The following is a 19,217-nucleotide window of genomic DNA, read 5'->3' on the forward strand; positions in this document are numbered from 1 at the left end:
CCCGCAACCGAACCTGGATCGTCCCGGTAAGTGATTGAATGACAAGGGGTTGTGATAACCGGCAGCCAGCCGGGGCAAACGGCGGAGAGTTTTTATGCGAAGGTTGGATATCTAGAGTGAACACCAGCGACAACACCGCCACACGGTTAAAAACCCACTTCCTCGCCCACCAGCACCTCTGGCAACCGGTGCTATTGATAGCGTGGGGATTTCTGAACACGCTGCTGCTTGCCACGACCTCGTTGATGGAGATTCGCCGTCACGACAGCAATATTGCCGCGTGGGAACCCTTTTGTTGGGAAGCATCCAGCACCCTTATCGTCCTGCTGAGCGTCTGGCCGATACTGCGCATCCACGCCTGGCTCCAGGCACGTTTGGGCTTGGCTGGCCTATTGGTGGCTCACGCGCTCCTGACCCTGCCGTTTTCCCTGATCCATGTGTCGGGCATGGTGGGGCTGCGCGAGTTGGTGTACTGGATGATGGGTTCTGATTACAACTTTGGCGATCTGGGTTATGAGTTGCTGTACGAATATCGCAAGGATGCCATGACCTACCTGATTATTTTATTGGTAGGCACCAGCTATCAATTTATCGTCCGACGTTTGCAAGGTGAGGCGAGTTACATGGATGAAAGCGAAACTTCATCCACGCCGCTACCGGACCGCCTGTTGGTCAAAAAGCTGGGTAAGGAGTTTCTGGTGGCAGTGTCCGATATCCGTTGGGTTGAAGCCTCCGGCAATTACGCTAATTTGCATGTAAAAGACAGCGTATACCCCATGCGAATCACTCTTAGTCGCCTGGAGTCTTTATTACCGCGGGACATGTTTATTCGGATACATCGCTCACTGATTGTTAACCTTGGCAGCATCAACCATATTCAGCCCACCGAAGCGGGAGATTACGGTGTGTTTTTACATACGGGAGAGGAGTTAACGCTGTCGCGGCGATATCGTGATGCGTTTAAAGCGGCAATGGGGGAGTGCGGGTAAGTCAGGAGAAGACATAATAAAAAGGGCTGATCCATCAGCCCGCATGTCGGTCATTGATTGTGAATTTTTAAGTGTCGTCCTTACCAGCTTCCATGCCATGTTTCCCTTATCAATCCTTTCCTAAAGAGTTTTTAACTACCGATCATTCCGCCATCGTTTTTGGTCACGATAACCGTGGCAGAGCGGGGGCGAGAGGTGCCGCCGCCTGGCCAGTGGCTGGTGAAATCACCCACCGCTGAGCGATCGCCGGGATGTTGGATGTTGACGAACATGGTCTTGAGATCCGGTGTGGCGTGAACGCCAGTCACCTCGCAATCCATCGGGCCGACCAGGAAGCGTTTGGTTTCTTTGGTCACAGGGTCGGCAGCGAGCATCTGGTTGTTACCGAATGGGCCGTCGCCTTGTTGCGAACCGCTCATGTCCGTTTGAATCCAGAGCACGCCGCGTGAGTCGATCCACAAACCATCAGGGCTGGCAAAGTGGTTGTCGGCAGTCAGGCTGATCTCGCCCGTTGTGGTGCCTACATCGCCACCCAGCAGGAAGATATCCCACTCAAAGGTATTGGCATCGGCGTTTTCGCGCCAACGGATGATATGACCAGTGCGGTTTTCAGGGCGTGGATTAGCTGCATCGGTAACGGTGCGGCCACTGTTGTTGGTCAGTGTGAAGTACACCTCGCCGGTGTCCGGATGCACGGCACCCCACTCCGGGCGATCCATCTTGGTCGCGCCCATCACATCGGCCGCGAGGCGGGTGTTGATAAGCACATCGGCCTGATCAGCAAAGGTCACCTCAGCGTCGGCCGCTTTGGCAATAAAGTCCGGGTTACTGATATCCAATGGCAGCCAATCGCCAGAACCGTCTTCGTTAAATTTAGCTACGTACAGCGTGCCGTTATTCAGCAAATAACCACCAGCAATGGCAGCGTAATAATTGTCTGCCGATACATATTTGTAGATGTATTCGTTGGTGGAGTCGTCACCGGAATAACACACAATGGGCTTGCCTTCTTCTGCCGGAGCAAAGATAACGCCCTCATGGCCAAAACGACCCAAAGCTGTACGTTTTTGCGGTTTGCTTTCCGGGTCAAACGGATCGATTTCTACCATCCAGCCAAAGGTGTTGGGTTCGTTGCGGTAGTCATCCGCTGCGGTTGCGCCCAGCGTGCTCGCGTCAAAACGGGCATACAAATCTTCACCAGATTCTGCTGTTTCCCAATAAAAACGACCATGATCGTCCGGTACGCCATAGCGCGAATGTTCGCGTGGCATAGTGGCGTCTTTATTGACAAAGTAACCCGCCCAGTTTTCTTCAGCCGTCAGGTAGGTATTCCAGGGTGTCAGGCCGCTGCCGCAGTTATTGAGCGTGCCACGGGTCTCGGTTCCGTTGGGGCTGTATTTGGTGGAGAGTTTGGCCGATGCCATAACCGGGCCGCGAATATCCATAGGTGTTGCGCCGGTAATACGACGGTTAAATACACTGCCCTCTACCACTGCCCAAACATTATCGGTTTTGCGAATGTGGATAACACTTACACCGTGACCAGCAACTTCTTTGCGGACTTCATCGGTCGGTCTTTTGCCGTCAACGCTGGTAGGGCCGTTGGTATGAAATACGTTGGGGTCAAAGTACTCGTGGTTCATAACCAGGAGGCCTTCATCGGAATTGGTGCCGGTTGTTTTAGCATCCATCGGCAGGAAGAAAATGCCGTCATGATGTGCGCCAACCTGTTGTTCCTGATCTGCCCCAGTGTTGCTGCCATCGTCATTAAAGGCGGGGAGGCTACCAGTCAGGGGAGTGCCCCAAGGTACAAAAGCGGTGGCGGTATAACCTTCAGGTACAAGGATGGTGTCCGGGCGAGCGGCGGCAATTGCGGTAAATCCTAGCATTGGTGCAGCAGATGAGGATGAGGAACTGGTTGAGCTACTTGCCGTGCTGGAAGACGACGAGGAAGAGCTGGAGTTATTGTCATCGTCATCACTACCACAACCAACCAGGCTGATACCCATAAAGGTGGCAACAGCTGCACCGACGCCACCTTTCAGGAAAGCACGACGCTGTTGGCGCGCATCCAGAATGGCAGCAAATGTGGGGTTGTCAGAAAAATTGGATAGCGGCTCTTCGCCACTGTTGTCGATCACAAGCGGGGTATTTTTTTCAATCATGAGGTGAGGACTCCAGCTGGACGGTTGTATTGTTTGATTTTGTTAACCAGCGAATTAAACGCCATGCATATGGCAGTTCTGCGACAAAATGACGAAGCTTTGATGACAGCCTATTTCCGCTGATGCAAAACCCTGGCCCTCATTAGCCTGTTAAGATGCGCAGCTTTCTCACCCGGTTTTTTCAAGGTTGAATTATGCTCAGCGAACTCTTCGCCATCCTTGCACCCATCGTCATCAGCGTCTTGATCGGTTTTATCTGGGGCCGCTCCGGCACAGCTTACCCGGCGGACTTCGTCTCGCGCATCGTCATGTATGTGGGCACGCCCTGTTTGATTATTTCGGCAATGAGCAAGGTGGAGGTGGATGCAGCGGTGATGGGTGAAGTGATGCTGGCCACGGCCGTGGCCATGTTTGCCATGGGGGTATTGGGATGGTTGATGTTGCGCAGTTTCAAGTTGGATATTCCCACCTATCTGCCGCCGTTGATCTTCCCCAACAACGGCAACATGGGTTTGCCCTTGTGCCTGTTTGCTTTCGGTCAACTCGGCCTTGCGCTGGCGCTCGGTTCGTTTATGGTGATGATGATCGCCACCTTTACGGTGGGATTGCTGCTGGTTTCGGAAGGCGGTTGGGGTGATCGTTTTAAAGATATGGCGCGTCAGCCGGTAATCCATTCCATGATTATCGCGCTGGCGATGCTGGTGACCGGCACCCACTTGCCGCGTTGGATCGATAACACCGTTACCCTGATCGGCGGCTTTGCGATTCCGCTGATGACCATCACCCTCGGTGTCTCCCTCGCCACACTTAAAATTGTCACTTTGGGTCGCAGTTTCGGCTTCAGCATCGCCAGGATTTTTGGTGGCCTCGCGCTGGGTTGGTTGAGTTGTTGGCTGCTGAATGTGGAAGGTGTTTCGCGCAGTGTGGTGCTGCTGCAATCCGCCATGCCGGTGGCGGTGTTTAATTATTTATTGGCGTTACGCTACGACCGAAACCCCCAGGAGATTGCGGCCATGGTGGTGATTTCTACCCTAGTGGCGTTTGTGACTTTGCCGTTTTTGCTGGCTGTGTTGTTGCCAGCCTAAATGCCGTCGGATTAGCGCCAGCGTAATCCGACACGGCTAGTGTCATACGCGCGACAGCTTGCGCAGGTGACGTTTATCTGAAACTGTAACTATTGAAGCCCCTGGAGTGGCGTTTTTGTGCTGGGAGAGAATGCGATGAGCCAAGCCTTATATATTGTGGATGCCTTTGCCACCGGGCCGTTTACCGGTAACCCGGCGGCTGTTTGTATTGTGGAACAGGAAAAGTCGGCCCAGTGGATGCAGCAGGTAGCGGCAGAGATGAACCTGTCGGAAACCGCGTTTGTTTCCCGTAACCTCCAAACGGGGCGAGGCTGGACTCTGCGCTGGTTTACGCCGACCACTGAAGTGAATCTCTGCGGTCATGCGACCCTAGCCGCGGCGCATGTGTTGTGGCATAGCGGCCAGGAAACCGAGTCCGTGGTGGAGTTCCATACCCGCAGCGGCTTACTGAGCGCCAGCCGGACGCACGACGGTATCACTCTCGATTTTCCGTCTGACTCGCCGCAGGAAATGGAGTCCGCCCCTTCACTATTGATTGATGCGCTGGGTGAGCGCCCGGCGTGGGTTGGGCAGGGGCGAGAGGATTGGTTAGTGGTGTTCGACTCGGCGGAGCAGGTGCGTCGGTTGCAACCGGACTTGCGCCTGCTCGCCAGCCTGCCTATGCGCGGTTTGATAGTGACGGCGCCCGGCGATGCACCTGACCTCGATATGGTGTCCCGTTTCTTTGCGCCCCGTGTCGGTATCAACGAAGACCCGGTGACCGGCTCGGCTCATTGCCTCCTGGCAGTGTACTGGGGTCAGCGACTGGGCAAGACACGTCTGCGTGCCTTGCAGGCATCCGCACGTACTGGCTTGTTGAACCTCACGTTGCAAGGCGATCGCGTGCATCTTTCGGGGCAGGCTCACATCACCCTGACGGGAGAATTCCACGCTTGAGTTTCTATCTCCCGTAGGTCGCATCAGGCGCGAAAGCGCCGTAATCCGATAATGCTTTTGATAGGTCAACGTCGGATTACGCTGACGCTAATCCGACCTACTTGAGTGGATGGTTTTGGCGAGTTCGATCACTGACAGTGGTGCGGAGCCTTCGGCTTTATTGCTGAGGGTGACGTAGACGTTGTGGCCAGCGTTGGCGGTGCCGGTAATGACGCGTGCTAGGACCTCGCGCGTTTCCGGGTCGGGATCGATGATCTTGTCGTAAGGAGAATACTGCTGTTGCGCGTCTTCGTAACCGTAAGCGCCGTGCAGCGGGTTGAGGTTCCAGCGGCATACCAGCGGTCCCGGCCAGAGCGCGCGCAGAATCGGCAATTGTTCAGCAATGCGTGGCATCTTCGCGTGCAGTCCCATGCAGTAGGTTGCGCCGGTATCGCGCAAGGCATTCACAAATGCTGGCGTCAGCCACTGTGGATCGCGCACTTCTACCGCGACTACGCCATCAGGTGCGATGGCGTTCAGGTTCGGGATGGCCTTCAACAAGGTGTGCAGGCGATTGATCAGTTCCGGCATGCGCATCAGCCAATGGCCGGGCAGTGGGCTGATCTGAAAGACCAGAGCCCCCAGCCTGTGGCCCAAGCCTTCCAACGCTGGTTCGACAAATAGTTGTACCGCTTGCGCGGCATCGAGAAAGTGGCTGTTCGGTCGCATGCCCCGGCCGGATTCATCGCGCACTAATGCATCGGTTACCAGGCTTGGGGCTTTCACCACAAACCGGAAATCCGGCGGTACCTGTGAGGCATACTCGGCAAACTGCGCGACGTTTAACGGCCGGTAGAATGAGCGATCGATGCTGACCGTGCGGAACAGCGGGTGTTGTGCATAGGCCTGCAGGCCTTGGCGGGACAGGCTCGTTTCAGGATATTCCCCGTCCCAGACCAAGCCGGCCCATCCGGGATAATTCCACGAGGACGTGCCCAGTCGCAGATGCGTCGGAAGCTTGTCTGCCAGGTCGATCAACGCCGGGTCGGGTGTGGCTGGCTCAACGGTTTTGCCGGATTTTTTGCTGGGCTTGGGGGTTGGTTCATCGTTGAATAGGGAATCTTGCATAAGTATTGTCGAATCACGTGGTTGTGCCCGAATGAGAATGGGCACATTGTAGGCGAATTAGCCAAAGGCGTAATCCGACGAGTTTCCGGTAATGGCCAATCCCTCATTCCAGAAAACCACTACTTGAACAGCCGGGGTGCAATCCCGTAGGCTTGGCAGCAATTTTTACTCACCGCATCAGCGGCTACATGATTCAGGGAAACCACCACGATGTCCGGCGTTAACGAAATTGTTCTAACCTTCAGCTGTCAGGATTCCAAAGGCATTGTGGCCGCTGTGGCCACACTCTTCGCAACCCTGGGTTTCAACATCAAAGAATCCTCACAATTCGAAGACGTCGACCGCCGCCGCTTTTTTATGCGCACCGTATTTGAATGCCCGGCGGGTTACAGCCTGCAACAGATTAGAGCCATCTTCCAGCCCTTGGGCGAACAGTACAAGATGGACTGGAACATCTTCGACAGCGACTGCAAACCCCGTGTATTGATTGCCGTGTCGCAATGGGGCCACTGCCTGAACAGCCTGCTTAACAGTTGGAAAAGCGGCACGCTGCCGATTGATATTGTGGGTGTAGTGTCCAACCACACGGTAATGAAGGATCTTACCGAATGGTACGAATTACCCTTTCACTATTTGCCGGTGACTGCCGACACCAAAGCGGAGCAGGAAGCAAAAATCTGGCAATTGATCGAAGACCAGAAAGCCGATTGCCTGGTGCTTGCACGTTACATGCAAATTCTCTCCGATGATTTATGCCGCAAACTCAACGGCCGCGCGATCAATATCCACCATTCATTTTTGCCCGGCTTTAAAGGCGCAAAACCCTATCACCAGGCGTATGAACGCGGCGTAAAACTGATCGGCGCCACTGCGCATTTTGTAACGGCGGACCTCGACGAAGGCCCGATTATCGAACAAGCCGTCGAACGTGTTTCGCATATTAATTCCCCGGACGACATGGCGGAGATCGGTCGCGATATTGAAGCGGTAGTACTTAACCGCGCCTTGCGCTGGCATGCGGAGCATCGTGTGTTGTTGAATGGCAATAAAACGGTGGTGTTTTCGCGGTAAGAGGAAAAAATTATCTAACGATCAGCGGGGCTGCCAATGTTGTTAACGGTTGTTGGCAACACTGTTGCCAACATTGCTGCTTTCAGTTTTGATCAAGCTAAAATCCTTTCTCAACTCAAACTCCGCAAAATCTCGTGCAAGCTGTAAGTTGCCTTCATAAAATTGCCGCGCTTCCTGCTCTATCTCATCAATCAACGGAGCATTTTTATGCGTGAATTGATAACGGGAACTGAAGTGGGTCAGTATCAGGTTTGGTAATTCAACGGATTGGGCAAAACGTGCCACCTGTGCGGCAGAGCTGTGTTGAGGATCGGGGCCAACCTGGTCGGAAACTACCTGGGTGTAGGTGGCTTCGTGAATCAATAATTGAGCGTCGACGCACGTATCGCGCAACAGCTCCGGCTTGTCATTATCACCGCCAACAACAATACGCCTGGGTTGACGGGTGACAGCAACATAATCAGCAGAATGGATGATTCGCCCGTCCTCCAGCATAACGGTTTCGCCGCGATGAATTTGTCCCCACACGGGTCCCGCAGGAATGCCGTCTCGTTCCAGGCGTTCCGTCAGTAATTTTTTCTCCAGATTTTTTTCGGTGACGCGGTAGGCGAAACAGGGCACCCGGTGGGAAAGTTCGGCCGTGGTAACGGTAATGTCGTTGTCCTGCCATAGGAAGTCGTCAACATCGACAGGAATAAATTGCAGCTCATAACTTAAGCGGGATTGGGTAGCACCGGTGGCCAGTTCAACAAACGGCTTGAGCGGCGCCGGGGCGATCAGGGGCAGGGGATCGGTACGCCCTGCCATGGAGGCGCTGGCCAGCAGGCCGGGCAATCCAAAGGTGTGGTCGCCATGGACGTGGGTAATAAAGATGCCACGCAATCGCGACAGGGAGAAGCGGGTGTGCAATAACTGATGTTGGGTGCCTTCGCCGCAATCGAACAGATACCAGCCGCGATCATCGCCATGCTCCAGTGCCAGTGCAGTGACGTTGCGCTGTTTGGTGGGGGTGCCGGCAGAGGTGCCAAGAAAAACGAGATTCATCATTAGCCCGCTTGTATGTATACGTCTGTTGAGTACGTAAAGTCAGAGACATTGTCGACAAAAAAATTCAGTGGAATTAACAGTCGCCTGACACCCACCGTGGATTCTTGATCCATCGCAAGTCTTTTAAATAAAGCCCGGGATAGGATGGGTTTCAATGAATGAAATAACAGCACCCGTTTTCCGCACCCGCAATCTTACCCGGATTTTCCGCATGGGTGAGGTTGAGATTCGGGCGTTGCGTGGCGTGGATCTCGAACTTTATGCGGATGAGTTCGTGGTGTTGTTGGGCGCATCCGGTAGCGGCAAGTCTACCTTGTTGAATATCCTGGGTGGTTTGGATGCGGCAACATCGGGTGAGGTCTGGTATCGCGATACGGATCTGAGCCATGCGGATGAAAAGACCCTGACGGCGTTTCGGCGGTACCACGTAGGTTTTGTCTTTCAATTTTACAACCTCATCCCCAGCCTGACCGCGCGCGAAAATGTCGCTATTGTCACCGAGATTGCGCGCGATCCCATGGAGCCTGCTGAGGCTTTGAGTCTTGTTGGGTTGGAAACGCGGATGGATCATTTCCCGGCCCAAATGTCAGGGGGTGAACAACAGCGAGTAGCCATTGCTCGCGCCATTGCCAAGCGGCCGGAGGTTTTACTTTGCGATGAGCCGACCGGGGCGCTGGACTCCAAAACCGGCATTAAGGTGTTGGAAGTGTTGTGCAATATTAACCGGGAGTTGGGCACCACCACCGCCGTCATTACACACAATGCAGTCATTGCCGATATCGCTCACCGCACTATTCGCATCAGTGATGGGCGGGTGAGTGAGGTGATTGAGAATCCCCATCCCGTCTCGCCGGACACCTTGCAGTGGTAACCGCTAATGCGCGCCCTGAACATCAAGCTGCTGCGTAATCTATGGACACTTAAAGGTCAGGGGCTGGCGATTGCTGCCGTTATTGCTACCGGTGTTGCAATGTATGTGATGTCGTACACCGCATTGGAGTCCTTGCGCCTGAGTCAGCAGAGTGTTTATCAGAGCCAGCGTTTTGCCCAGGTATTTGCCAATCTAAAACGTGCACCTGAAGCGGTGGCGCAACAGCTGCGGGATATTCCCGGCGTAGCTACATTGGAAACGCGGGTACAGGCACCTTTAAATATTCGCATGGCTGGATTTGATGAGCCTATTACTGGCTTGGCAATCTCCATCCCGGATGCCGACCAGCCTCAACTCAATCGGTTATTTTTGCGTCAAGGTCAATTGCCCAGCGATTATCGAGACGACCAGGTACTTGTCAGCGAGGCTTTTGCAGAAGCTCATCTACTGAAACCGGGTGATCACCTGGCGGTAGTAATTAACGGCCGTTATCAAGCCCTATTGGTGTCTGGTATTGCTCTATCGCCGGAATACATTTACCAAATTCGTCCCGGTGATCTCTTCCCTGATTTTTCCCGCTACGCCATCGTGTGGATGAACCGTACCGCTTTAGAGGCGGCGTTTGGTATGGATGGCGCATTCAATAATGTTGTATTAACCCTGTCGCCGGGATTTAACTACGCCAGTGTGATCAGCAACCTTGACCAACTGTTGGAGCCATGGGGCGGTTTGGGTGCTTACGAGCGTGAAGATCAGATTTCTCACCGTTATCTGGAACAGGAACTGAAGCAAATAGAAGTGATGGCGCGCTTTCTGCCGCTGATCTTTATTGGTGTGGCGGCTTTTCTGCTAAACGTGGTCGCTGCGCGCCTGATTCGTACCCAGCGCGAACAGATCGCCGTGCTTAAAGCGTTCGGCTACAACAGCCTTATGGTGGCCAGTCACTACCTGGCGTTGGTCTTATGTGTTGTTATGGTGGGTGCGATTCTCGGGGTGTTACTCGGAACCTGGTTGGCAAGTGGATTAGCCGGTATATATCAAGAGTTCTTTCGCTTTCCCTGGTTGGCATTCCGTTTACGTCCGGCGGTTGTCATCACCGCTGTTTTGATTGCTGGTGGTGCTACTGTGGCAGGCACTCTCAGCGCAGTTTATCGCGCGTTTCGTTTGCCGCCGGCAGAAGCTATGCGCCCGGAGCCGCCGGCACATTTCCGGCGCACCTTGATAGAGCGGTTGGGCATACAGTGGCTGAGCCAGCCTACCCGAATTATTTTGAGGAACCTCGAGCGTCAGCCATTAAAAGCGGGATTCTCTATTTTGGGCATCGGTCTGGCGGTGGCCATGATGATGCTTACTGGATTTCAGAAAGGCTCCATTGCTTACATGTTGGACGTGCAATTCCGTCTCGCACAGAAGCAGGATGTCACCGTTACCTTCAGTGAGCCTGCAGCGGGTCGCGCGCTTTATGAATTTCTGGCAATGCCTGGGGTAAGTTATGCGGAAGGTTTCCGCACAGCGCCTGCAATCCTTCACTACGGTCACAGCGAATATCGCAGCGCCGTACAAGGCTACACACAGAATAGCCGGCTGTTTACGGTGCTGGACGCGCAATTGCAGCCCGCGGCGATTCCGAGTGAGGGGATATTGCTTACGGATCATCTGGCATATTTGTTGGGAGTAAAGCCGGGAGATCGGTTGCAGGTAAAAATCCAGGAAGGTCGCCGGCCGTTATTGGAAATCCCTGTGACGGGATTGGTTACCGAATTCGTCGGAGTCGGTGCGTATATGAATAAAACCTCGCTGACACGCCTGCTCGGCGAGAGCGATACCATCAGCGGTGTTTTTCTGGCAGTGGATGCAGAGGCATTGCCGGCACTGAATCGGCGTCTGGATCAGGTGCCGCGTGTCGCGGGTGTGACCCTGCGCGAGAATACCATTCGGGCCTTCTCCCGGATGATGGACGAAACCATCCTGGTATTTACGATATTCAGCATGTTCATGGCTGGCTCTATTGGCTTCGCTGTTGTGTATAACAATGCGCGTATCGCATTTGCCGAACGGGGCCGGGAGCTGGCAAGCCTGCGCGTATTAGGTTTCACCCGGGCTGAGATTGCGTTTATTTTGCTGGGTGAACTCTTGCTGCTAACCGTGCTGGCAATGCCGGTAGGCTTTGTGTTGGGAACCGGCTTATGCTGGCTGCTGACCTGGGGCATGCAAACAGATCTTTATCGGGTGCCGCTTATCCTGACACCGCAGACTTTTGCAGTGGCCGCCGTGGTGGTCTTGATTGCGACGTTCCTGTCTGCGTTGATGATCGGCCGGTCGCTAATGAAGCTGGATATGGTGTCGGCCCTCAAAGCGGCAGAATGATCTGGCTGATAAAAACGAACTCCCAACGGAAATGAAAATCCAGGAGCTATCATGGTTCGACTTAACAGGCGCAACGTTTTTTTAGGCGGTATTGGTTTTCTGATATTGCTTGCGCTGATGTATGGTTTCCGCAGCCCTCCTGTATTGGTGGATAACGCCATTGTCACCCGCGGCCATTTTCGCGTGATGGTAGAGGAAGAGGGGCGTACACGGTTGCCGGATCGTTATCAGGTTTCAGCGCCGATAACAGGTTATTTAAATCGCGTACTACTTGAGCCGGGCGATGCCGTACAACAAGGCTCGCCGTTGTTCACTATTAACCCGACCCCGACAACACCTCTGGACGCTCGCAGTCGTGCCCAGGCTGAAGCAGCACTGGCAAGCACTGAAGCAGCGTTGGAGGCCGCCTTAACCCAGGTGGAATCCGAGCAGGCGCGGGCAGAGTTGGCTGACACTGAACTGACCCGTGTGAAGCGCCTGGTAGCGGCGGGCCATATGCCGGTGGACAACCTTGATCGAGCCCAGGCGGAAGCTCGCCGGGCAGATGCGGCGTTGCGTTCCAGCCGCTTCGCTGCGGAGGTGGCTCGCCACGAGCGGGATAATGCGCGCGCGACCTTGGCAATCGACGGCGGAGAACAATCCCGGCGCCCATTTGCAGTGGCTGCGCCCGTCGGTGGCTTGGTGTTGGCCCGTCAACGGCAGAGCGAAGGCATGGTGCAGGCGGGTGACCCAATTTTGATGTTGGGCGATCTGGCTAGTCTGGAAGTGGAAGTTGATGTGCTTTCGCCGGATGCTGTACGTCTCACTCCCGGTATGCGGGTGGAATTAGAGCGGTGGGGCGGCGAGGCAAGTTTGCCCGGTCGTGTTCGTCGGATTGACCCTGCCGGTTTTACTCGCTACTCGGCCCTGGGCGTAGAAGAACAACGTGTCTGGGTCATCGTGGATATTGACGCTGAGCGAGAGCACTGGGCAACACTGGGCGATGGTTATCGGGTGGAGGCGAGCTTTATTTTGTGGGAAGGCGATGATGTGCTGCAAATTCCTGCCAGCGCGATATTTCGTGAGGGCAATATGTGGGCACTGTATGTCATAGAAGATGGCCGCGCGCAACGGCGTGAAATAATCCCCGGTCGCCGCAGTGGATTAATGATGGAAATAGTAGATGGGCTTGCCGAAGGTGAAACTGCTATTCTTTACCCCGGTCAGGATATCGCAGCGGGTACGCGCGTGCGTTTACGTTAAGTAACAATAATGTAAAAATGCTGGCCGTCAATTTTAATGCTGAATAAGAAAACACCATGTCAAAACTGCTTTTTAAACTCAATAATGTTCCGAACGAAGAAGCGGATGAGGTTCGCCAGCTGCTGCGTGACCACGAGATTTTTTTTTACGAAACCAATGCTGGCATGTGGCGGGTCGGGCTGGACGCCATCTGGTTACCTGATGATACGCAATATGAGCAAGCCAAGGTATTACTGGACGATTACCAACAACAACGCACAGCACATCAACAACAGCTTTATGCGGAGTTAGAAGCGCGGGGAGAAACGCCTACCTTAGCCAAAAAAATTGCCGCGCATCCGATACGCTTTCTGGCGCAAGTGATCGCGATCGTATTTATATTGGCGATCTCCATTGTGCCGTTCTGGTATGCATTTTCATGATTGTTATGTGCTGTTAATTTTCCCCCGTAATAAACACCGCTTTTTTCTATCTGCTGTCATCAGGAATTCGACCCGTGCAAGAACCCGATGTATCTACACAAGAAATACATACGCCAGAAATACCCATGCCTGAATTAAAACCTGCTGATCTTAAAGCCAGTTGGCTGACGCAGGTGCTCGATGAATGGAAAACCCTGGCCATCCTCGGCGGTCCGATTCTGGTCGCGCAATTGGCGCAGATGGCCAACGGTGTTATCGACACGGTGATGGCCGGTCACGCCAGTGCGGAAGATTTGGCGGGCGTGGGTATCGGCACCAGTTTATGGGTGCCGGTGCTGTTATTTTTTATGGGCGTCCTGAGTGCGTTGCAGCCGATTATCTCGGGGCACCGTGGCGCCGAACAATTACAGCGGATCATGCCGGTTACCTGGCAAGGTTTATATATTGCGGCTGTTTGTGCATTGGTGATGATTCTTTTATTGGTCAATGCGCGCCCGGTGTTGGATTTATTGCAACTCGATACGCGTACCGCGGCAATTTCGCAGGGTTACCTTGACGCTTTTTGCTGGGGCGTACCTGCATTATTGTTGTTAACGGCGTTGCGCGGGCTCACCGATGGACTCGGCCATACCCGCGTCATCATGGCGTTCTCGCTGGTGAGTACGCTGTTTAATTTGCCGCTCAATTATATTTTTATTTACGGCAAACTCGGCTTGCCGGCAATGGGTGGAGTGGGTTGTGGCTGGGCCACGGCTATTTCCAATTGGATCGCCGTGCTCGCGTTGTTGGTATACCTCAATCGCAGTAAAACCTATGCGACATTTCACCTGCTGGCGGATCGTGTGCTGCCGGATTGGCAAGAGATAAAACATGTCTTGCGTTTGGGCGTGCCGATTGGTTTTACGATGTTTGTAGAAGTCAGCATGTTTGCCGTCATTGCGCTATTTCTTGCACCCTTGGGGCCGAAGGTAGTGGCGGGGCACCAAATTGTTCTTAATGCCATCTCGCTGCTGTTTATGGTGCCCTTGAGTCTGGGTATGGCGCTTACGTTACGTGTCAGTTTTTTGGTGGGTGCCCAGGCTCAGGCGCGCGCGCAATTACTGGCGCGCAGTGTGTTGGTGTTGGCGTTGGGTATTTCGCTGATCAATGTGCCGGTGTTGTTGTTCGGCCGCGAATTTATTGCCAGCTTATATACGGGTGATCTCGCCGTGCTTGATGTCGCTGTCAGGCTGTTTTTATTTGCGGCGATTTTTCAAATTGCAGACGTGATTCAGGTCACGATGATTAACACCTTGCGTGGTTACCGCGATACTCGTATTCCCATGTTTATCATGCTGTTGTCGTTCTGGGCAATTTGCTTGCCGTTAGGGTATGTCCTCACGTTTACCCATTGGTTGGTTGAGCCCATGGGCGCTGCTGGTTTCTGGATTGCGTTATGTGTGGGTTTAACTGTGGCGAGTCTGTTACTGACTTACCGTGTTATTTATTTTCGTCCAGGTGCCTCATGATATGTTACTGAACACACTGACCCCTCCATGAAATGCACCGACAATCCCTGGCGTTGCTTCCGGTTCGATAATACAAACGGAAGTGAGTCGACATTTTTTACGCAAGCGTCAATAGAAAAATATGTGTCAGGTTTTAACTGATTGATTCACGGTTAACTTTTCAGGTTGGTGTAAAAACTGCTACTGCCTGAATTGTTATTGCCTGAAAGGCCCGGTGAATACGAGAAGACAGGAGTCGGCGCATGAACATGAAATGGCATTGTACGAAAATAACGGAGCCGCATTATTTACAGCGGTATCTGGTTGGCATGGTATTCACGTTAGTGATGATGAGCGTTCAGGCTCGTCCGTTTGTTGATCAAGCTGATATTGATGTAGCGAGTCAGCCTTCATCCCTTCGCCCTGTGTTCGGCAGCGAATTTGAAACTGCAAGTGACAGGGCGCTATTCCCACGTGACCTCGCCTTAGGTGGGCAATCGGTACGGGATTTTTCATTAAAATCCTTTGTTAAATTAACGCATCAAAGACCGCCCATGTATGGCAGGGATTTTTTATTTGATATGGATGTGTTTGAACGAGAACTCTTTGCCAGCGTGTCATCGGTCGCGATGAGTGGTCATTCAAAAGACGCCGATGCGACCTTGCTGGATACGGCGGCCTTGAACGTGATTGTCGAGGTCGACACTACATCAAGCAGTCGCGCGTCGATTCCTGAGCCGACCACCCTGATGCTGGTCGCTGTGGGCATGCTGGGGCTCATTCTTCATCGGCGTCGCACTGATTGGGCTGAACACTGATTGGTGCTGCACGATTATTATTCTTGCACTGAATTGTTACACCTGGTTTTCCAGTAATCCTCTCTCTTCGCTTTGTAACAATTGTATTCTGCACTTGTCACTCTCTTTAAGGTAATGCCAGAATAGCGCGGCGCATTATTGAGAGCCATTTTCATCTGCAATTACCCGTCATCGTCATGAAAAAGCTTTATTTTTGAACGAGAATGTGGACAATTGCGCCCGAATCCGCATAAACCCCGAATTTGTATAAGCTTGTGTTGCAAGCTGCAGGAACTTGGCGACGCTGTGGTGTCATTGAGGTTACCGGTATATGACCGTGCGTCAGTCAGCTGACGCTATTCCATCAATCACTCAACTTTAAGGTATCCAATCGTTGAATAAATCCTACAACCCTCCCAACTGGACCTCACGTAAATCCGCCGAACTCTACGGCATTGATGAGTGGAGTAATGGCTATTTCGGCGTCTCTGATTCCGGTGAGGTTATTGTCAGGGTGCCGGTCAACGGTGGTGAATCATCCATCTCGCTTATGGAGATTACCCAAGGGTTACAGCAGCGCGGCCTGGATATGCCGGTGTTACTGCGTCTTGAAAACCTCGTTGATACACGCATCAGCACATTGAATGATTCTTTCGCCTCAGCCATTCAGGCCAGCGGCTATCAAGGCCAATATCGCGGCGCATTTCCTATCAAGGTTAACCAACAAAGCCACGTCATTGCGGAGATCGCGCGTTTCGGTGAGCGTTACCACCACGGGTTAGAAGCGGGCAGCAAGGCAGAATTGATGATCGCCTTGTCAACGTTAAAGGATCGCGAAAGCGTCATCATTTGCAACGGTTACAAAGACGCCGAATTTATTGATCTGGGTTTGCAGGCGCGCAAGCTCGGTTTCAAATGTTTCTTCGTGCTGGAGACACTGGCCGAAGTGCCTATCGTCATCGAGCGCAGTCGCGCACTGGGCGTTGACCCCTTGATTGGTGTGCGGCTGAAACTGTCCACCAAAGTGGAAGGCCATTGGAGCGAAGACAGTGGTGATCGTAGCCTGTTTGGTTTAAATACCAACGAATTGGTTTCTGTGGTCGATAGTCTGCGCGAGGCGGATTTGTTGCATTGTTTCCAGTTGCTGCACTTTCATCTTGGTTCACAAATTCCCAACATCCGCAGCATTCGTGCCGGTGTGTTGGAAGCCTGTCGTTATTACATTGAATTAGTCGGTGAGGGCGCGCCTCTGGGGTATATCGACCTGGGTGGTGGTCTGGCCATTGACTACGATGGCACCTGTAGCACCAGCGGCCACAGCCGAAACTATTCGGTGCAGGAATATTGTATTGACGTGGTGGAGGCGATTCAGGAATCCCTCGACGAACATAACATTACTCATCCCATTATTGTGACGGAGTCCGGGCGCGCGACGGTTGCGCACACAGCCGTACTCTTGTTTAACGTTCTTGATGTCACGCATTTTGAACCGGCGCCGCTGCCCGAACACTTGCCGGCCGACTCTCATGAAATGATTGAGAATATGTGGCACTCACTCTCGGTGATTAAACCCAACACCTTGCAGGAATGTTACAACGATGTGATTTATTACCGCGACCAGATTCGCGACCTGTTTCATCGCGGTGATATTTCCTTGCGCCACCGCGCGCTGGGCGAAAATCTTTATCTCGCCGGTCTGCAAAAAATTGCGCAGCTATTACCGCAGATGAAACGTATTCCGCAGGAGCTGGAAACATTGCCGCAACAATTGGCGGATATTTACTATGGTAATTTCAGCGTGTTTCAATCCTTGCCAGATTCCTGGGCGATCGAGCAGGTGTTTCCGGTAATGCCGATTCACCGGCTCCACGAAGAACCGACACGCCAGGCGATTATCGCGGACTTAACCTGTGACTGTGACGGCAAGTTGCAAAAATTTGCCGGTCCGGAAGGCGAAACCAGTACCTTGCCATTGCATGCCGTAAAGGCTGGCGAAGAATATTATCTCGGTGTTTTTCTGGTCGGTGCCTATCAGGAAACGCTCGGTGACCTGCATAATTTATTTGGCGATACCAATGTGGCCAGTGTGCGCATCAATGCAGATAACAGTATTGAATTCGTGCACGAACTGCATGGCGACAGCATCGCTGATGTATTGAGTTATGTCGAGTACGATCCTAACGCCATGTATCAATCGTTCCGCACCACTGCAGAACAAGCTGTGCGTGATGGCCGCATCAGCGTTGCTGATCGCCAGCAGATGTTGGCGGCCTTTACCGATAGCTTGCGCGGTTATACCTATTTCGAGCGTTAAGCGGATGCTTGTCGGATTACGCTGCGCTAACCCGACATAACATACCCGAATAAAACGCGCAAAAATTTCTATTAACTTATCAGTAAATCCTGTCAATGGAGAAAGTGATGGCAAAAGTCCTGATTATTGGTGCAGGTGGTGTCGGCGGTGTGGTGGTGCATAAATGTGCGCAGCTGCCGGACGTGTTTTCCGAGATAGTGTTGGCCAGTCGCAACGAAGCAAAATGCAAAGCCCTGGCCGCACAATTAAACCGGCCAATTAAAACCGCCCAGGTGGATGCAGACAATGTGCCGGAACTTGTTGCCTTGCTCAACAAGGAAAAACCGGATCTGGTGATCAACGTGGCACTGCCGTATCAGGATCTGCACATCATGGACGCCTGTCTCGAAGCCGGTATCGACTACCTCGACACCGCCAACTACGAACCGCCGGAGACAGCCAAATTTGAATACTCCTGGCAGTGGGATTATCAGGATAAATTCAAGAATGCCGGTTTGATGGCATTGTTAGGTTCCGGTTTTGATCCGGGCGTTACCAATGTATATACCGCCTACCTGAAAAAACATTACTTCGACGAGATTCATTACCTCGACATTATTGATTGCAATGCCGGTGACCACGGTAAACCCTTCGCGACCAATTTCAATCCCGAAATTAATATCCGTGAAGTGACTGCCAAAGGGCGTTACTGGGAAAACGGTGAATGGCGTGAGACAGATCCGTTGTCGGTGAATCGCGTTTATGATTTCCCGGCGGAGATCGGTCCCAAGAAAATTTATTTGATGTACCACGAAGAGCTGGAATCCATTGCCAAAAACTTTCCCGAGATCAAACGTGCACGTTTCTGGATGACCTTCTCCGACAATTATCTCAAGCATCTGGAAGTGCTGGGCAACGTCGGTATGACCTCCATTGAGCCGGTCATGTTTGAAGGCAAGGAAATTATTCCGCTGCAATTCCTGAAAGCGCTTCTGCCGGACCCTGCCAGCCTCGGCCCGCTAACCAAAGGGAAAACCTGCATCGGTTGTATGGCCACGGGTATTAAAGACGGCGTTGAGCGCACCATGTTTATCTACAACGTGTGTGATCACGAAGCTTGTTATGCGGAAGTAAAATCCCAGGCGATTTCCTATACCACCGGTGTGCCGGCGATGATCGGTGCCAAGATGATCTTGCAAGGCAAATGGAGACAACCCGGCGTATGGAATATGGAACAGTTTGATCCTGATCCGTTTATGGAAGACTTGAATGTTTACGGGTTGCCCTGGCAAGTGGGCGATGTATCCGCCGTTAATATTGATGAAATGAAAGAATAGC

Annotated in this window: 15 protein-coding genes; 12 read left to right on the forward strand and 3 right to left on the reverse strand. The window is 52.8% G+C overall.

Annotation, left to right across the window (positions count from 1 at the left end; translation table 11 throughout):
* Positions 1-116 precede the first annotated feature (116 nt).
* The gene (locus CBR65_RS01310; RefSeq protein ID WP_232461304.1) at positions 117-989 is read left to right on the forward strand and encodes a LytTR family DNA-binding domain-containing protein; all 873 of its coding nucleotides are present in this window, start codon (positions 117-119) and stop codon (positions 987-989) included.
* A 131-nt stretch (positions 990-1,120) separates the two neighbouring features.
* Here CBR65_RS01310 and CBR65_RS01315 read toward each other — a convergent pair whose 3' ends face one another.
* The gene (locus CBR65_RS01315) at positions 1,121-3,154 is read right to left on the reverse strand and encodes a PhoX family phosphatase (protein ID WP_087465190.1); all 2,034 of its coding nucleotides are present in this window, start codon (positions 3,152-3,154) and stop codon (positions 1,121-1,123) included.
* 194 nt (positions 3,155-3,348) lie between these two features.
* Between CBR65_RS01315 and CBR65_RS01320 the strand changes: the two genes are divergently transcribed.
* Complete coding sequence (locus CBR65_RS01320) at positions 3,349-4,239, forward strand: AEC family transporter (RefSeq protein WP_087465191.1); 891 nt, start codon at positions 3,349-3,351, stop codon at positions 4,237-4,239.
* Positions 4,240-4,374: 135 nt separating this feature from the next.
* Positions 4,375-5,175, forward strand: a complete 801-nt coding sequence (locus CBR65_RS01325; RefSeq protein ID WP_087465192.1) for a PhzF family phenazine biosynthesis protein — start codon at positions 4,375-4,377, stop codon at positions 5,173-5,175.
* 87 nt (positions 5,176-5,262) lie between these two features.
* Here CBR65_RS01325 and CBR65_RS01330 read toward each other — a convergent pair whose 3' ends face one another.
* Positions 5,263-6,282: a DUF72 domain-containing protein gene (locus CBR65_RS01330; RefSeq protein ID WP_087465193.1), complete on the reverse strand. Its 1,020-nt coding sequence runs from the start codon at positions 6,280-6,282 to the stop codon at positions 5,263-5,265.
* A 210-nt stretch (positions 6,283-6,492) separates the two neighbouring features.
* Between CBR65_RS01330 and purU the strand changes: the two genes are divergently transcribed.
* Entirely contained in the window at positions 6,493-7,353 is an 861-nt protein-coding gene (gene purU, locus CBR65_RS01335) for a formyltetrahydrofolate deformylase (protein WP_087465194.1), read from the forward strand.
* A 42-nt stretch (positions 7,354-7,395) separates the two neighbouring features.
* On the opposite strand, the gene CBR65_RS01340 is transcribed toward purU, so the two are convergent.
* A complete protein-coding gene (locus tag CBR65_RS01340; protein WP_198300852.1) occupies positions 7,396-8,400 on the reverse strand; it encodes a ribonuclease Z in 1,005 nt (334 codons plus the stop codon).
* A gap of 154 nt (positions 8,401-8,554) precedes the next feature.
* Between CBR65_RS01340 and CBR65_RS01345 the strand changes: the two genes are divergently transcribed.
* The 8 genes from CBR65_RS01345 to CBR65_RS01380 all read left to right on the forward strand — a co-directional run bounded on the left by CBR65_RS01345 (position 8,555) and on the right by CBR65_RS01380 (position 19,216).
* Positions 8,555-9,271: an ABC transporter ATP-binding protein gene (locus tag CBR65_RS01345; RefSeq protein WP_087465195.1), complete on the forward strand. Its 717-nt coding sequence runs from the start codon at positions 8,555-8,557 to the stop codon at positions 9,269-9,271.
* A gap of 6 nt (positions 9,272-9,277) precedes the next feature.
* Positions 9,278-11,638: an ABC transporter permease gene (locus tag CBR65_RS01350; protein WP_087465196.1), complete on the forward strand. Its 2,361-nt coding sequence runs from the start codon at positions 9,278-9,280 to the stop codon at positions 11,636-11,638.
* Between the two features lie 51 nt (positions 11,639-11,689).
* Positions 11,690-12,880 (forward strand): efflux RND transporter periplasmic adaptor subunit, encoded by a 1,191-nt coding sequence (locus CBR65_RS01355; protein ID WP_087465197.1) that lies wholly within the window; start codon positions 11,690-11,692, stop codon positions 12,878-12,880.
* A gap of 56 nt (positions 12,881-12,936) precedes the next feature.
* Positions 12,937-13,302, forward strand: a complete 366-nt coding sequence (locus tag CBR65_RS01360; protein ID WP_087465198.1) for a DUF6164 family protein — start codon at positions 12,937-12,939, stop codon at positions 13,300-13,302.
* Between the two features lie 125 nt (positions 13,303-13,427).
* Positions 13,428-14,810, forward strand: coding sequence for an MATE family efflux transporter (locus tag CBR65_RS01365; RefSeq protein ID WP_087468858.1), 1,383 nt, complete (start codon positions 13,428-13,430; stop codon positions 14,808-14,810).
* A 242-nt stretch (positions 14,811-15,052) separates the two neighbouring features.
* Complete coding sequence (locus CBR65_RS01370) at positions 15,053-15,607, forward strand: PEP-CTERM sorting domain-containing protein (protein WP_087465199.1); 555 nt, start codon at positions 15,053-15,055, stop codon at positions 15,605-15,607.
* A 373-nt stretch (positions 15,608-15,980) separates the two neighbouring features.
* The gene (gene speA / locus CBR65_RS01375; protein WP_087465200.1) at positions 15,981-17,900 is read left to right on the forward strand and encodes a biosynthetic arginine decarboxylase; all 1,920 of its coding nucleotides are present in this window, start codon (positions 15,981-15,983) and stop codon (positions 17,898-17,900) included.
* Between the two features lie 107 nt (positions 17,901-18,007).
* Positions 18,008-19,216 carry a saccharopine dehydrogenase family protein gene (locus CBR65_RS01380; protein ID WP_087465201.1) on the forward strand — a complete coding sequence of 403 codons (1,209 nt, stop codon included), beginning with the start codon at positions 18,008-18,010 and terminating at the stop codon, positions 19,214-19,216.
* The last annotated feature ends 1 nt before the right edge of the window (position 19,217 follow it).

Origin of the sequence: Cellvibrio sp. PSBB006, assembly GCF_002162135.1 — a bacterium.
Classification (GTDB): domain Bacteria; phylum Pseudomonadota; class Gammaproteobacteria; order Pseudomonadales; family Cellvibrionaceae; genus Cellvibrio.